The organism is Clostridium lamae, assembly GCF_033043255.1.
Classification (GTDB): Bacteria; Bacillota; Clostridia; order Clostridiales; family Clostridiaceae; genus Clostridium; species Clostridium lamae.
In genome coordinates this window covers 1-15,937 of sequence record NZ_JASCQJ010000044.1, presented here as the reverse complement: position 1 = coordinate 15,937, position 15,937 = coordinate 1, and the positions used below count along the sequence as shown (strand labels likewise).

Genomic DNA, 15,937 nt, shown 5'->3' with positions numbered 1-15,937 from the left:
AGTAAGGAGCGATATTTATGATAAAAATTTATTCAACATCATGGTGCCCAGGATGTATAAAGGCAAAAAAATTCTTTGATATGAAGGGATGGGAGTATCAAGAAATTAACGTAGCTGATAAACATGAAGATAGAGAAGAAGTATTTAGGGTTTCAGGACAAAGAACTGTTCCTGTAATTGACATAAATGGAGAAATTATAGTTGGATTTGATAAAAATAAAATAGAGTTAGCAAAGAAATAAGAGGGGGATAAAATGTTTAATTGTATAAGAGGTGAAGAATTAACATTCAAGAATTTAGTAGACGGTAAATGGATAACTAGTGATAGCAATAAATTTATAGAAATTTATTCGCCAATTGGAAATTGTGTAGTTGGTAAGGTTCCAGCTATGACAAGAGAAGAAGTTGATTTTGCAATAAGTAATGCAAAGGAAGCTCAAAAACCCTGGAAAAATGTTCCGGTGAATAAAAGAGCAGAAATATTATATAAAGCTGCTGATTTATTAATTGAAAATGCTGATGAAATGTCAGATATAATGATGAGAGAAATTGGAAAAGATAAGAAGTCATGTGAATCAGAAATTTTAAGATCAGCAGATTATATTAGATTTACAGCTGATACAGCTAAAAATCTATCAGGAGAAAGTATTCCTGGAGATAGTTTCCCTGGATTTAAGAAAAATAAAATATCTCTAGTGACTAGAGAACCATTAGGTGTAGTTTTAGCTATTTCTCCTTTTAACTATCCAGTAAACTTAGCATCTTCAAAGATTGCTCCAGCTTTAATTGCTGGTAATTCAGTAGTATTAAAACCAGCTACTCAAGGAAGCCTTTGTGGATTATATTTAGCAAAAATATTTGAACAGGCAGGAGTTCCAGCTGGAGTATTAAATACTATTACAGGAAGAGGTAGTGAAATAGGTGATTATATAGTAACTCATCCTTCAATAGACTTTATAAACTTTACTGGAAGTACTGAAGTAGGAACTAGAATTTCAAAAATAACTAGCATGGTACCATTATTAATGGAACTTGGTGGAAAGGATGCAGCTATTGTACTAAAAGATGCAGACTTAGATTTAGCAGCTTCTAATATTGTTGCTGGGGCATATTCATATTCAGGACAAAGATGTACAGCTGTTAAGAGAATCCTAGTTGTAGAAGAAGTAGCAGATAAGCTAGTTGAAAAAGTTAAAGAAAAGGTTGAAAAGTTGAAGGTTGGAAATCCAATTGATGGTGCAGAAGTTGTTCCTTTAATAGATACTAAGTCAGCAGATTTCGTTTGGGAACTTATTGATGAGGCTAGAGAAAAAGGAGCTCATTTATTAGTTGGAGGTAAGAGAGAAGAAAATTTAATTTACCCAACATTATTTGATTATGTAACAACTGATATGAGATTAGCTTGGGAAGAACCATTTGGTCCAGTACTACCTATAATAAGAGTCAAAGATAAAGATGAAGCAATAGAAATAGCTAATAAATCAGAATATGGATTACAATCAGCAGTATTTACTGAAAATATTAATGAGGCTTTCTATGTAGCTGATAAATTAGAGGTTGGTACAGTTCAAGTAAATAATAAAACTGAAAGAGGACCAGACCACTTCCCATTCCTAGGTGTAAAAGCATCAGGAATTGGAACACAAGGTATAAGATATTCAATAGAAGCTATGTCAAGACCAAAAGCAACTGTTATTAATATAGGTAAATAATAAGTATATAATTTTATCTATATAAAAAAGAAGTAGTTATAAATAACTACTTCTTTTTTATGATTATACGTTATAAAAGTTTAATTATTAAATAAACTTCAGCATATATCTGATTTAAGATATTCTACTATCTGTTTAATGCTTTATCTATAGCATTTTTATCAAATCCAACTATAACAGTACCATCTATATCTAAAACTGGAACTCCCATTTGTTTTGATTTATTTATCATTTCATCTCTAGCAACCATATCTTCTTGTACATTTAATTCTTCAAATGCTACACCTACAGATTGTAAGTAATTTTTTGCTTTTACGCACCATGGACAGCTATTTGTACTATAAACTTTAACCATTTGCTAAACCTCCTTTTAATTATCAATAGATAATTAATATTATTTAACATAAAGTGTACACCATTTTTGAATTAATATCAATAATAATATCATATTTTATAAAAAATAAAGAATATGGTATTATATTATGTAAATAAATTATTTAATTATATTTTGATTATCTAAATTAGAGTTAAGAATCATATTATCTAGAGAGTCGTCTTTAGATATAGAGAATAGTTCTTCTGATAAATTTTTGGAGTTATCTTCACGTATCACATTTTTGGGAGGCATATTTGAAAAATAACTTTTATTAAACATAATATCAGCTCCTTTTTTGAATATGTAATTATTTTTTCCGAAAATTTATTTTTTTATAAGTATTTAAGAAATTAATTAACTGGTCTAGACATCTATAACTATTTTTAATATAATATTTTTAGGAGGATTAATAATGATAGATAAAAGTAGCCCAATTCCTGTGTACTATCAACTAAAGAATGATTTAATTTCTAAGATTTCTGAGGGTGTATGGAAACCGGGGGAATGTATATCAAGTGAAAGAGAGCTTTGTGAGATATACGGAGTTAGCAGAATGACTATTAGGCAAGCTATTGGTGAACTTGTGCAAGAAGGAGTGCTTCTTAGGATAAAAGGAAAAGGAACTTTTGTATGCGAGCAAACTTTTAAGCAAAAGGATATGATGAGCTTTAGTGAAATAGTAAAGCAAATGGGTAAAAATTTAAGATCTGAAATAGTAGAATTTAAAAAGATTCCTACTCCAGAAGATTGTGCAGATATTTTTTCTTTAGACGAACTATATAAGATTATTAGAAAGCGTATAGTCGACGATGAATGTGTTGCGATAGAGAAAGTATATATACCTGTAGATTACTGTGGATATATAGATGAAGATATGTTAAAGGGATCTTTGTTTAAGATTTTAGATGATTTTGGATATAAAGTAGATTATTCTCAATCCTCAATTGTGTCAGTTATTATGAATAATGAATTAAAAGAATTATTCAGTGTGAGTGATCAAGTGCCGATGCTAAAAATTATTAGTAAAACTTATGATTCTAATAATAAGCTAATATTTTTAGAAGAAGCTATATATAGATCAGATAAATTTATTTTAGAAGTAAATATATCGAGAAGAGAGGGGAAAATACGATGAAGGTAATAGTAACGAAGAATTATGATGAATTAAGTAAAGTAGCTGCTGGTGAAATGGCAGATGTAGTTAGAAATAATCCGAATGCTATATTAGGATTAGCAACAGGTGGATCACCAATTGGTATGTATAAAGAGTTAATAAAAATGAATAAAGAAGGAGAAATAGATTTCTCTAAGGTTACTACAGTTAATTTAGATGAATATGTTGGATTAAGTGGAGATCATCCTCAAAGCTACAGATATTTTATGAATGAGAATTTATTTAACCACATAAACATAGATAAGAAGAATACTTATGTTCCAAATGGATTAGCTGAAAATATTGAAGAAGAATGTAAAAGCTACGATGAAAAAATAGCTCATTTAGGTGGTACTGATATTCAATTATTAGGAATTGGTAATAATGGACATATAGCATTCAATGAACCAGATGAAATCTTAGTATCTGGAACTCACTTAACTGGTCTAACTCAAGATACAATAGAAGCCAATGCTAGATTCTTCGATTCAATAGATGAAGTTCCTAAGACTGCATTAACAATGGGACTTGGTGGAATAATGAAATCTAAAAAAATAATAGTTATAGCAAGTGGGGAATCTAAAGCTGAAGCTGTAAAAGCAATGGTAAATGGAAAAATAAGCACTAAGATGCCTGCATCAATGCTACAAATGCATAGAGATGTTATAGTAATTGTTGATGAAGCAGCAGCTAAATTATTATAAAATTTAAAAATAATGTTTAGTTATATAAAAGAATTGCAATAATGTAATTATTGTAGTTCTTTTTTTATTTTCTAGTATTTATATAAAAGTTACAATGCGAATCTCTTTTTATAAGTCACTTAATTCATATTTTATTAAAATATTTTATAGAAATTGGTTTTTATGTTTTGTTATGATATAGTAAATATATTATTTAATAAAAATAATTACATTAAAATAAAAAGAATTGGTGGTAAATTATATGGCAAAGATTAAATCCATGTTTGTTTGTCAAGAATGTGGATATGAGTCCCCTAAATGGTTAGGAAAATGTCCAGATTGTAATAAATGGAACACTTTGGTAGAAGAAATTAAAGAAACACATAAAGAAATAAAGTCTAAAGTTAATAATATTAAAGTAATAGAAAATATGCCAAAGAGCATAAGAGATATAAAGTCAGGAGAAAAGGAAAGATATAACACTGGCCTTAAGGAATTAAATAGAGTTTTAGGTGGTGGATTAGTAAGAGGGTCCTTAACATTAATATCAGGTGATCCTGGTATAGGTAAATCAACCCTTCTTTTACAAACTGCAAATTCTATTTCTAAAACTTATGGAAAGGTTCTATATGTATCTGGAGAGGAATCTGAAGAACAAATTAAAATTAGAGGAGATAGGTTAGGAGTCGATGCAGGTGGACTTTATATATTATCTGAAACTAATCTAGATTTAATAGAAGCATATATTAATGAAATAAAACCTGTATTTGTAATTATAGATTCTATTCAAACTGTATACAAGGAATCCATTACTTCAGCACCAGGAAGTGTATCACAAGTTAAAGAATGTTCTAATGCCATAATGAGAATAGGTAAAAATCAAAACATACCTTTATTTATAGTAGCCCATGTTACTAAGCAAGGTGAGCTTGCAGGGCCTAGAGTATTAGAGCATATGGTAGATACAGTATTATATTTTGAAGGTGAACGTACAGAAGAGTTTAGAGTTCTTAGAACTATGAAGAATCGTTTTGGTACTACTAGTGAGATTGGTGTATTTGAAATGGCCGAAGAAGGATTAAAGGAAATATATGATCCTTCGAGAATATTCCTTGAAGATACTAATTTTAATCAAGAAGGTTCTGTTGTAGTAGGAATTATGGAAGGAACTAGACCTATATTAGTAGAGATGCAGGCTTTAGTAAGTGAAAGTAATACTCACTTAGCAAGTAGAACGGCTATAGGTATAGATAATCAAAGATTGAGACTTATATTAGCAGTATTAGAAAAAAAATTAAGAGTACCTTTTTATAAATATGATGTTTATGTAAATGTAGTTGGAGGCCTTAATTTAGATGGAACTACAGGAGATTTAGGATTAGCTTTAGCTCTTTTATCAAGTGTAAAGAATATGGGGCTAAAACTTGAAAGAACAGTTATAATAGGAGAAGTTGGTTTAACGGGAGAAATAAGACCTATAACTTCTTGTGAAAGGTTAATTAAAGAAGCAGAAAAGATGGGGTTCAATAATGCTATAATTCCAGAGAGAAATAAGGATAAGGTTACCAATAATAACATAAATATAATAGGTGTAAGCAATTTAAGAGAGGCTATAAAAAAGATTTTCTAGCAGATTGGGTGAGTGTATGAGGATAAAAGATGATGAAGAAATAAAAAGTATATTAAAACTTATGAGTCCTGGAACAGCTTTAAGAGAAGGATTAGAAAATATATTAAGAGCTAAAACAGGAGGCCTCATAGTTATAGGCGATGACGAAAAAGTAATGAATATAGTTGATGGTGGGTTTAATATTAATTCAGAATACTCACCAGCATATGTTTATGAGCTAGCAAAGATGGATGGGGCTATCGTATTAAGTAGTGATTTAAAAAAAATAATTTATGCAAACACACAGCTAGTACCAGATTATACTTTGACAACGTATGAAACAGGTACTAGGCATAGAACAGCTAATAGAGTTGCGAAACAAACTGGAAATATAGTTATAGCAATTTCTCAAAGAAGAAATATAATAACTATATATAAAGGTGATTTAAAATATGTTCTTCAAGAGAGTAGCATAATTCTTGCAAGGGCAAATCAAGCAATACAGACATTAGAAAAGTATGTAAATGTATTAGATAGAGTTATCAACAATCTTAATTTATTAGAGTATCAAGATTTGACAACTATTTTTGATGTAGTCACAGCTATACAAAGAACTGAAATGGTAATGAGAGTAGTAGAAGAAATAAAAAGATATATAGTTGAACTTGGAAATGAAGGTAGATTAATCTCAATGCAATTAAGTGAACTTATCAGATTTATCGAGAGAGATGGTATATTACTAATAAGAGATTATTGCAAAGAAGATATGAATTATAATGAAATATATAATGAAATCCAAAGGCTTACTTCAGAGGAACTAGTAGATTTAGATTTAATAGCTAAGCTATTAGGATATTCATCTATGTCTTTAACTGATACTCTAATTTCTCCAAAGGGATTTAGAATATTATTTAAGGTGCCTAGAATACCAGTTTCTGTAATAGAAAATCTAGTGAAACACTTTAAAGAGCTAAAATATGTTATTGAAGCTGATACTAATTCTTTAGATCAAGTTGATGGGATTGGAGAAGCTAGAGCTAAGGCTATAAGAAGTGGACTAAAAAGAATAAAAGAGCAGATATATTTAAAAAATGAGATTTAGTATATATGTATAAAAGTGTAAAAAATAGATAATAATAAAAAAGCAGGAGTTAGCCTGCTTTAATCTTATCTAAGGGTGAATTTCCCTAAGATATTTATTTTATTTTCTTCTTTTAAGAATATGTCATATAAATTCAAATCTAAACAATTGCATAAAGAAGTAAGATAAAATATATTATTTCCTATTTCTGCTTCGATGACTTCACGACAATTATTACAAAGTGAACCTTCGATATGAGTACTTAAAGAAGGGGGTAGGCTATTATCAGTATCAAAATCATTCTGCTTTTCAGCAGAAATTTTAATACAGCCACAATTTGTTACTGATTTAGCTATTGCCCTATTTACTCTAGAATTCGCTTCATTTAACTTGGTCATTATATCTAAAATACTTCTATGACGTAATAGCGAGTTATTAACATCGTTTTGAAAACTATCAATAATTATATCCTTCATATACATCAACTCCTTAAAAAATACGGCTGTTGTTTATGATTGTTATAGTGATAAAAGGAATAGCAATTAACTAAGCTTATAATAAAATAAATATATGATTATTTATAGGGGGTATTGATAAATTAATAAGATTTTAATAATTATTCATTTTAGAGAATACCTTTATATGGTATAATTAATTAAAAAATACAAAAAATATAGGAGGTGAAGAGATGTTAAAAAAGATTATAAGGGTTATATTTACCATAATAGGTTTTATAAGTGGATATATTATAAGTGGAGTTTTAATAAATATACAGCTTATAAGCAACATATCTTTCTTATCTGAATCAATTGGAATTATATCTTTTCGTATTCTTTTAACTTTATTAATTGGAATTATTCTTTACTTTATTTCTCCAAGTATTTATGACTCTGTTCTGAAGGCTATTGAGTATATAGAGAAATACATTCAAAGGTTTACAGCAACTGAAATTATTTACGGAGTAGTTGGAGCGGTAATATCGTTAATAATAACATCACTAATAGGACTGCCACTAAATAGTATAGATTTATTTGGATTAGGACCAATACTATTTATGTTATTGAATTTAATATTTGCAATTATATTTGCTAGCATTTTTATAGAAAAGAAAGATGATATATCAAATGTTCTTGTAAATTTAAAGAAAAATAGTATTAAGGAGAAAAAGTCTAAGGTAGCTATTAAGAGTCATCCCAAGGTTCTAGATACATCAGTAATAATAGATGGAAGAATTTTTGATATATGCCAAACAGGCTTTATAGAAGGACCATTAGTTATACCAAATTTCGTTTTGGATGAATTAAGACATATTTCAGACTCTGCAGATTCTCTTAAAAGAAATAGAGGAAGAAGAGGACTAGATATATTAAATAAAATTCAAAAAGAATTAGAAATTGAAACTCAAATTTGGGAAGGTGATTTTCCGGAGATTCAGGAAGTAGATAGTAAGCTATTAAAACTTGCTCAGGTATTAAAAGGAAAAGTAATAACTAATGATTTTAATTTAAATAAGGTTGCTGAATTTCAGGGAGTTCCAGTACTTAACATTAATGAACTTGCTAATGCGATTAAACCAATAGTTCTTCCGGGTGAAGAAATGCATGTAGTAGTTGTAAAAGATGGTAAGGAAGCTACTCAGGGAATCGGATATTTAGACGATGGAACAATGATTGTTGTAGAAGGCGGAAGGAAGCATATGGGTGAACAAATCACAGTTATAGTTACTTCTGTATTACAGACAGCTGCTGGAAGAATGATATTCGCAAAGCCAAAAGATGAATAAGTAGGTGTTTATATGATTAGTGCTATAATTTTAGCTGGTGGAAAAGGTAAGAGAATGGGTGCTAAAATTAGCAAGCAATATATAGAACTTAAAAGTAAACCTATTTTATATTACACAATAAAAAAGTTTTCTGATAATGAGAATATAGATAGAATTATTTTAGTATTACCGAAGGATGAGATTGATTATTGTAAAAAGGAAGTGCTAGATAAATACTCATTAAAAGTAGACTTAATTGTTGATGGTGGTAAAGAAAGACAAGATTCTGTATATAATGCATTAGAAAAGATAGTTGATGATGAAATAGTTTTAATTCATGACGGAGCAAGACCTTTTGTTTCAGAAAGAATAATAGATGAAGGTATAAAATACGCAAGGCTTTATGGTGCTTCCGCACCAGGTGTAATGCCTAAGGATACCATAAAGATAAAAGATAATAAAAATTTTTCTTCTAAAACTCCAGATAGAAATACTTTGGTAGCAATTCAAACGCCACAGATATTTAAACTTAATATTATTAAAGAGTGTCATAAAATGATAAAAGAAGAAAAGAAAATAGTTACAGATGATACTATGGTTGTTGAAGCATATGGCAATAAGGTTTATCTGTATGAGGGTGATTATACTAATATTAAGGTAACGACACCTGAAGATCTAATATTAGCTGAGAGGCTAGTATAATCTGCATACTTGGTATATTGACATAATTTTTACTAGAATATATAATAAATTAAGTTATAATTAAATAGGTTTTAAAGCATTGAAGAAGAATAGTAGAATCCGCTTTTCAGAGAGAAAATTCATAGGCTGTAAGATTTTCAATAGGATTTGAACCAGCTTTCGAGTTGTAGGTAAAAACTATCGGTTTAATATCGTTAAAATTATTAGAGCACAAATTTAGGTGGTACCGCGATATAAGTTCGCCCTAATTACATAGGGCGGGCTTTTTTTATTTTTAAAATTATAACTGAGTAAACATAGATAAAGCGCTATAAAATATGAAAACAAAATAGATTTATATTTGTTTATATAAATGGATAAGTATTATATAGGATAATATATAAGTGTTATTAGGAATATTATTAAAATATTTATCTAACGCAAAATTAGTTTTGAATATAATGATATGAATAATAGGAGGAATCAGAAATGAAAATGTCTAATATGTTAATATCAACATTAAGAGAGGTTCCAGCTGAAGCTGAAATTAATAGTCATAAGTTAATGTTAAGAGCTGGAATGATAAGAAAGATGGCGTCAGGAATATATAATTATATGCCATTAGGTTTAAAGGTTCTTAAAAAAGTAGAAGATATAATAAGAGATGAGATGAATAATGCAGGAGCACAAGAATTTTTAGCATCAGCAGTTCAACCATCAGAACTTTGGAAAGAGTCTGGAAGATGGGATGTTTATGGAGATGAATTAATTAGATTTAAAGATAGAAATCATAGAGAATTTTGCCTTGGACCAACTCATGAAGAGGTATTTACTGATATAGTAAGAAATGAAATTAAGTCTTATAAACAACTACCATTAAATCTTTATCAGATCCAAACTAAATACAGAGATGAAAGAAGACCAAGGTTTGGAGTTATGAGATCTAGAGAATTTATAATGAAAGATGCATATAGCTTTGATAAGGATCAAGAGGGATTAGATATTTCATATAATAAAATGAGAGAAGCCTATATTAAAGTATTTAATAGATGTGGGATAGATGCTAAGCCAGTTGAAGCTGATTCAGGTGCAATTGGAGGATCAAATTCAGCTGAATTTATGGTAAAATCAGAAGTAGGAGAAGATGATGTTGTTTTCTGTACAGCTTGTGATTATGCAGCAAATATAGAAAAAGCTCCATCAACTGTAGAAAAGGCAGAATCAGAAGATTTAAAAGAATTAATTAAAACTGAAACACCAAATGCTAAAACAATAGAAGAATTAGTTAAGTTCTTCAATACAACAGAAAAAAGATTCGCTAAAACACTAATATATAACGCTGATGGTAAGATAGTGGCGGTTATGGTTAGAGGAGATAGAGAAGCAAATGAAGTTAAGATATCTAATGCACTAGGCGGAGTGGTTAATCTAAATATGGCTACACCAGAAGAAGTATTTAAAGCGACGAATGCACAAGTTGGGTTTGCTGGACCTATAAATATAAAAGTAGATGCATTATTAGTTGATGAAGAAGTTGCTAATATGTACAATTTTATAGTTGGTGCAAATGAAACAGGATATCACATGGAAAATGTGAACTATGGAAGAGATTTCGAAGGTGTTGTAGGTGACTATAGAAACATTACTGAAGGTGAAAAATGCCCAGTTTGCGGTGGAAAAGTAACTATATCAAGAGGAACTGAAGTTGGGCATATATTTAAGCTTGGAACTAAATATTCAGAAGCTATGAATGCTACATTTACAGATGAAAATGGTAAGGAGAAACCATTTATAATGGGATGTTACGGAATAGGTGTAACTAGAACTATGGCATCGATAATAGAACAAAATAATGATGATAATGGAATAGTTTGGCCTTTAGCTGTAGCACCATATCATGTTAATGTAATACCAGTAAACATAAAAGACGAAGAGCAAATGTCAATTGCCAATAAGATATATGAAGAATTAAAACAAATAGGTGTTGATGTAGTTCTAGATGATAGAAATGAAAGAGCAGGAGTTAAGTTTAAAGACTCTGATTTAATGGGAATCCCAATGAGGGTTACTGTAGGAAAGAAAATTTCTGATGGAGAAGTTGAGTTTAAACTTAGAACAGCTGAAATGGAAAATGTTAAAATTGAAGATGTAGTTAATAGAGTAAGAGATGAGTTTAAGAATAATTAATTATCTGTTAGATAAGGAGGTAGTCAAATGAAAATTTATAATAGCTTAACGAGAAAAAAAGAGGAGTTTACACCAATTACTCCAGGAGAAGTTAAGATGTATGTTTGTGGACCTACTGTTTATAATTATTTTCATATAGGTAATGGTAGAACTTTTATAGTTTTTGATACTATTAGAAGATATCTAGAGTATAAAGGGTATAAAGTTAAGTTCATTCAAAACTTTACAGATATAGATGATAAAATGATAAAAAAAGCTAATGAAGAAGGAACTACAGTTGCTTGTATTGGTGATAAATATATTAATGAATATTATAAAGATGCTGATGGATTAAATATAAAAAGAGCATCTATTAATCCAAGAGCTACTGAATTTATAAAAGATATTATAGAATTTATTGAAGGTTTAATAGATAAAGGTTATGCTTATGAAGTAGATGGAGATGTTTATTTTAGAACTAAGAATTTTAATGGATATGGAAAGCTTATAAAGCAAAGTTTAGAAGATCTTCAATCAGGAGCTAGAATAAATATAGATGAAAGAAAAGAAGATCCAATGGATTTTGCTTTATGGAAATCTCAAAAACCTGGCGAACCAGCATGGATAAGTCCTTGGGGGTTAGGAAGACCAGGTTGGCATATAGAATGTTCATGCATGGCTAAAAAATTACTTGGAGAAACTATTGATATTCATGCAGGTGGTATGGATTTAGCATTTCCACATCATGAAAATGAAATAGCTCAAAGTGAAGCATTAACAGGAAAAACCTTTGCTAATTATTGGATGCATTCAGCATATTTAAATGTTAATAATCAGAAGATGTCTAAGTCTTTAAATAATTTTTTAACTGCAAGAGATGCTCTTGAAAAGTATAATGCGGATGTAATTAGATTTTTAATGTTATCTGCACATTATAGAGTGCAATTAAATTTTAGTGATGATTTATTGGAGTCTGCGAAGGCATCAGTTGAAAGACTATACAATGCTATTTCAAATTTAGAAAATTTAATTGATGAAGTTAAGAAAGAAAATATGGATAGTGATGAAGAAAATTATTTAAAATCTTTAGATGTATATAGACAAAGATATATAGATAAGATGGATGATGACTTTAATACTGCTGATGCTATTACAGCTATATTTGATCTTATTAAGGATATAAATACAAATATATCTATTGATTCATCAAAAGAACTTTGTGTAAAAGTATTAGAGTTAGTTAGAGAACTTGGTAATCCATTAGGAATACTTCAAAAATCTACTAAGAGCAGTTTAGAAGATGAAATTGAGAAATTGATTGAAGAGAGACAGCAAGCAAGAAAAAACAGAGATTTTGCATTGGCTGATAAGATTAGAGATGACTTGAAAGCAAGAAATATAATTTTAGAAGATACGCCTCAAGGTGTTAGATGGAAAATAATAAATTAATATAAAGGCTGCATTTTGCAGCCTTTATTTCAAAGGAGAGAAAGTATGTTAGAGGATTTAAGAATCAGAGAATTTAGCAAGGAAGAAGCCAGGCGATTAAATCCTTTGCAATTAGCATTGATAGGGGATGGTGTATTTGAAATATATATAAGAAATTATATATTATCAAATAATACAGAGTTATCTGCACATAAGATGCATGTAAAAGCTATTGGATATGTAAAGGCAAAGAGTCAATCCATGATAATGCATGGTATAGAAGAAGAGTTGACAGAAGATGAAATGTATATATATAAAAGAGGCAGAAATACAAAGTCTGCGACTGTTCCTAAAAATGCAGAGGTAATAGATTATAGGAATGCAACAGGCTTTGAAGCACTACTAGGATTCTTATATTTGACAGGAAATAAAGAAAGACTATTTAATATATTAGAAAAATCTACTGAAATACAATTAACATAACGTAAGAAAAGTATATAATAGAAGTAAGGAGTGATTATTATGACTAAAGGAACAAGAGAAGCTAGAATGAGAGCTAGAATGGAAAGAGAAATGCTTGAAAATAGTCAAAGAAAACAAAAAAATCAATTATCTAAAGATAATAAAAAGTTAGCAGGTAAAGATAAATCATATGAAATAAATGAAGTTGAAGTTAGAGAAGACTTAATAATAGGCAGAAATGCTGTGATGGAAGTATTAAAAAGTGATAGAACTATAGAAGCGTTATATATTGCTAATGGGCATATGGAAGGATCTATAAAGGCTATAATTAATATTGCAAGAGAAAAAGGGTTAGTATTAAAAGAAGTTGATAGAAAAAGATTAGACATAATGAGTGGAGGTACTAATCATCAAGGCGTTATAGCTCAAGTGACACCATATAAATATTGTGAGATAGCTGATATGTTAAATTTAGCAAAGAAAAAGGGGCAAGATCCATTTATAGTTGTATTAGATGAGATAGAAGATCCTCATAATCTAGGTTCTATAATAAGAACTGCTGAATTATGCGGTGTACATGGAATTATTATTCCTAAGAGAAGAAATGTTGGAATTACATCTACAGTGTATAAATGTTCTGTAGGAGCTATAGAACATATGAGAATAGCTAAGGTGACAAATATAAATTCTGCAATAGATGAGTTGAAAAAAGAAGGGTTATGGATATATGGAGCAGACATAGCTGGAGATGAATACAGCTATGAAGTTAACTTCAGTGGGCCGTGTGCAATGATTATAGGAAGTGAAGGGAGAGGAATATCTAAGTTGACATTAAAAAAATGTGATAAGTTAGTAAAAATCCCTATGGTAGGTAAAATTAACTCTTTGAATGCTTCGGTTGCAGGTGGTATAATGATGTATGAAATATTAAAAGGAAGGCTAGCGAAATAGCTTAGCTTCATGAGGTAACATGTGAAGATAATGTTTATTGATGGGTATAATGTTATAAATAGCTGGCCTAATTTAAAGGTTCAAAAAGAGTATAGTTTTGATGGGGCCAGGCAAACCCTCATAGATAGTTTACATAATTATTCAGTATATAACGGGTGTAAGATTATAATAGTTTTTGATGCCCATAAAGTAAATAGAAGCATTGAAAAGAAAGAAGATATAAACGATAATATAAGCATAATTTTTACTAAGGATGGAGAAACGGCTGACTCTTATATAGAGAGAGAAGTACATAACCTAGGCAGAAGATTTGAAGTTTATGTTGTTACATCAGATTGGCTTGAACAACAAACCATTTTTCAAAGGGGAGCAGTTAGGATGTCTTCCATTGAATTTTATAATGAAGTTCTTAATACTGAAAAGAGAATTAAAAAAAGAACGATGAGGAATACAAATATATCAAGTAAAAATAATTTGCTAGATAATGTAGATGATGATATATTAGAAAAACTAGAGGCTATGAGGCGTAGCAAATAGCGAGTAGATATTTACGGCTATAATATATTAGAGGTTCATAATAAAGGGGGGGATATATAGTGGAGATCACTAAAAGAGAAGAGAGCTTATTTGTTGAATTTGAGAATAAGCTAGATGAAGAGATAGTCGATGAGGCTAAAAAAGGAGATTGTAGAGCTCAAGAATATTTAATTTCAAAGTATGAGAACTTTGTAAAAGCTAAAGCCAAATCTTACTTTCTTATTGGAGCTGACAAAGAAGATATTTATCAAGAGGGAATGATAGGATTGTATAAGGCTATAAGAGATTTTAAAGCTGATAGACTTACTAGCTTTAAGGCTTTTGCAGAGATTTGTGTCACTAGACAAATAATAACTGCAATCAAGACAGCAACAAGACAAAAACATATCCCCCTAAACACATATATATCTTTAAATAAACCAATATATGAAGAAGAATCAGATAGAACATTAATTGATGTTTTATCTGAGTTAAAGATTACTGATCCTGAAGAACTTATTATTGGGAAAGAACAGATAAAGCACATTGAAAGAGAGATGGAGAAAGTACTTTCAGATTTGGAGATGGAAGTTCTTCAATCTTATTTAGATGGCAAATCTTATCAAGAAATAGCTTGTGATTTAGATAGGCAAGCGAAGTCCATAGATAATGCACTTCAAAGGGTTAAAAGAAAGTTGGAAAAATGTCTTTATTATGAAAAATAAGTCGGTAAATTTTTGTTGACAAATTTTTTGAATAATAGTAAACTTTATAATTGGTATATTAAAATGAAAACCGAAATTAAGATGGAAATGCTCACGTAGCTCAGTAGGCAGAGCGTCGCCTTGGTAAGGCGGAGGTCGTCGGTTCAATCCCGATCGTGAGCTCCAATATAGTTGAGCGCTCACTAGTTGTGATTATTGTAATTGAATTGCTTTGATCTTTGAAGTGAGCTCAATATATTAACCAATAAGCTAGAAAACGCTAGGCAAAGTTTATTACAAAGATTAAAGGAGGATTTTACAATGGCAAAGCAAAAATTCGAAAGAAGTAAACCACACGTAAACATTGGAACAATCGGTCACGTTGACCACGGTAAGACAACTTTAACAGCTGCAATCACAACAGTTTTAGCAAACAGAGGATTAGCAGAATCATTTAAATATGATGAAATTGATAAGGCTCCAGAAGAAAAAGAAAGAGGAATCACAATTAACACAGCTCACGTTGAATATCAAACAGAAAACAGACACTATGCTCACGTTGACTGTCCAGGACACGCTGACTATGTTAAGAACATGATTACAGGAGCTGCTCAAATGGATGGAGCTATCTTAGTTTGTTCAGCTGCAGATGG

18 protein-coding genes and 1 tRNA gene are annotated in these 15,937 nt (G+C 29.9%); 16 read left to right on the top strand and 3 right to left on the bottom strand.

Going from position 1 to position 15,937, the window contains the following annotated elements:
- The first annotated feature begins 17 nt into the window (after positions 1-17).
- Positions 18-242 (top strand): glutaredoxin family protein, encoded by a 225-nt coding sequence (locus QK892_RS15605; RefSeq protein ID WP_317274480.1) that lies wholly within the window; start codon positions 18-20, stop codon positions 240-242.
- 12 nt (positions 243-254) lie between these two features.
- Positions 255-1,712 (top strand): NADP-dependent glyceraldehyde-3-phosphate dehydrogenase, encoded by a 1,458-nt coding sequence (locus QK892_RS15600; RefSeq protein ID WP_317274479.1) that lies wholly within the window; start codon positions 255-257, stop codon positions 1,710-1,712.
- A 127-nt stretch (positions 1,713-1,839) separates the two neighbouring features.
- On the opposite strand, the gene QK892_RS15595 is transcribed toward QK892_RS15600, so the two are convergent.
- Together QK892_RS15595 and QK892_RS15590 are read right to left on the bottom strand one after the other, a co-directional pair.
- Positions 1,840-2,067 (bottom strand): glutaredoxin family protein, encoded by a 228-nt coding sequence (locus QK892_RS15595; RefSeq protein WP_317274478.1) that lies wholly within the window; start codon positions 2,065-2,067, stop codon positions 1,840-1,842.
- A 138-nt stretch (positions 2,068-2,205) separates the two neighbouring features.
- Entirely contained in the window at positions 2,206-2,367 is a 162-nt protein-coding gene (locus tag QK892_RS15590; RefSeq protein ID WP_317274477.1) for a hypothetical protein, read from the bottom strand.
- Between the two features lie 133 nt (positions 2,368-2,500).
- On the opposite strand from QK892_RS15590, the gene QK892_RS15585 reads away from it, so the two are divergent.
- The 4 genes from QK892_RS15585 to disA all read left to right on the top strand — a co-directional run bounded on the left by QK892_RS15585 (position 2,501) and on the right by disA (position 6,635).
- On the top strand, positions 2,501-3,223 hold the full coding sequence (locus QK892_RS15585) for a GntR family transcriptional regulator (protein ID WP_317274476.1): 723 nt from the start codon (positions 2,501-2,503) through the stop codon (positions 3,221-3,223).
- Positions 3,220-3,945 carry a glucosamine-6-phosphate deaminase gene (gene nagB, locus QK892_RS15580; protein ID WP_317274475.1) on the top strand — a complete coding sequence of 242 codons (726 nt, stop codon included), beginning with the start codon at positions 3,220-3,222 and terminating at the stop codon, positions 3,943-3,945. Before QK892_RS15585 ends, nagB begins: the two co-directional genes overlap by 4 nt.
- Positions 3,946-4,186: 241 nt before the next feature.
- Positions 4,187-5,554, top strand: a complete 1,368-nt coding sequence (gene radA, locus QK892_RS15575) for a DNA repair protein RadA (protein WP_317274474.1) — start codon at positions 4,187-4,189, stop codon at positions 5,552-5,554.
- Between the two features lie 16 nt (positions 5,555-5,570).
- Positions 5,571-6,635, top strand: coding sequence for a DNA integrity scanning diadenylate cyclase DisA (gene disA, locus QK892_RS15570; protein ID WP_317274473.1), 1,065 nt, complete (start codon positions 5,571-5,573; stop codon positions 6,633-6,635).
- Positions 6,636-6,700: 65 nt separating this feature from the next.
- Here disA and QK892_RS15565 read toward each other — a convergent pair whose 3' ends face one another.
- Entirely contained in the window at positions 6,701-7,090 is a 390-nt protein-coding gene (locus tag QK892_RS15565; RefSeq protein WP_317274472.1) for a DUF1573 domain-containing protein, read from the bottom strand.
- Between the two features lie 212 nt (positions 7,091-7,302).
- On the opposite strand from QK892_RS15565, the gene QK892_RS15560 reads away from it, so the two are divergent.
- The 10 genes from QK892_RS15560 to QK892_RS15515 form a co-directional block, all read left to right on the top strand.
- Complete coding sequence (locus tag QK892_RS15560) at positions 7,303-8,397, top strand: PIN/TRAM domain-containing protein (RefSeq protein WP_317274471.1); 1,095 nt, start codon at positions 7,303-7,305, stop codon at positions 8,395-8,397.
- 12 nt (positions 8,398-8,409) lie between these two features.
- A complete protein-coding gene (ispD, locus tag QK892_RS15555) occupies positions 8,410-9,078 on the top strand; it encodes a 2-C-methyl-D-erythritol 4-phosphate cytidylyltransferase (protein ID WP_317274470.1) in 669 nt (222 codons plus the stop codon).
- Between the two features lie 468 nt (positions 9,079-9,546).
- The gene (locus QK892_RS15550) at positions 9,547-11,244 is read left to right on the top strand and encodes a proline--tRNA ligase (protein WP_317274469.1); all 1,698 of its coding nucleotides are present in this window, start codon (positions 9,547-9,549) and stop codon (positions 11,242-11,244) included.
- A 27-nt stretch (positions 11,245-11,271) separates the two neighbouring features.
- Positions 11,272-12,672 (top strand): cysteine--tRNA ligase, encoded by a 1,401-nt coding sequence (gene cysS / locus QK892_RS15545; RefSeq protein ID WP_317274468.1) that lies wholly within the window; start codon positions 11,272-11,274, stop codon positions 12,670-12,672.
- 45 nt (positions 12,673-12,717) lie between these two features.
- Positions 12,718-13,134 (top strand): Mini-ribonuclease 3, encoded by a 417-nt coding sequence (locus QK892_RS15540; RefSeq protein WP_317274467.1) that lies wholly within the window; start codon positions 12,718-12,720, stop codon positions 13,132-13,134.
- A 39-nt stretch (positions 13,135-13,173) separates the two neighbouring features.
- Positions 13,174-14,064 carry a 23S rRNA (guanosine(2251)-2'-O)-methyltransferase RlmB gene (rlmB, locus tag QK892_RS15535; RefSeq protein ID WP_317274466.1) on the top strand — a complete coding sequence of 297 codons (891 nt, stop codon included), beginning with the start codon at positions 13,174-13,176 and terminating at the stop codon, positions 14,062-14,064.
- Between the two features lie 21 nt (positions 14,065-14,085).
- Entirely contained in the window at positions 14,086-14,601 is a 516-nt protein-coding gene (locus QK892_RS15530; protein WP_317274465.1) for an NYN domain-containing protein, read from the top strand.
- A gap of 59 nt (positions 14,602-14,660) precedes the next feature.
- Entirely contained in the window at positions 14,661-15,305 is a 645-nt protein-coding gene (gene sigH / locus QK892_RS15525) for an RNA polymerase sporulation sigma factor SigH (RefSeq protein ID WP_317274464.1), read from the top strand.
- 89 nt (positions 15,306-15,394) lie between these two features.
- Positions 15,395-15,470, top strand: a tRNA-Thr gene (locus tag QK892_RS15520).
- Between the two features lie 135 nt (positions 15,471-15,605).
- On the top strand, positions 15,606-15,937 hold a 332-nt coding region (locus QK892_RS15515; protein WP_317274463.1), incomplete at its 3' end, for a GTP-binding protein.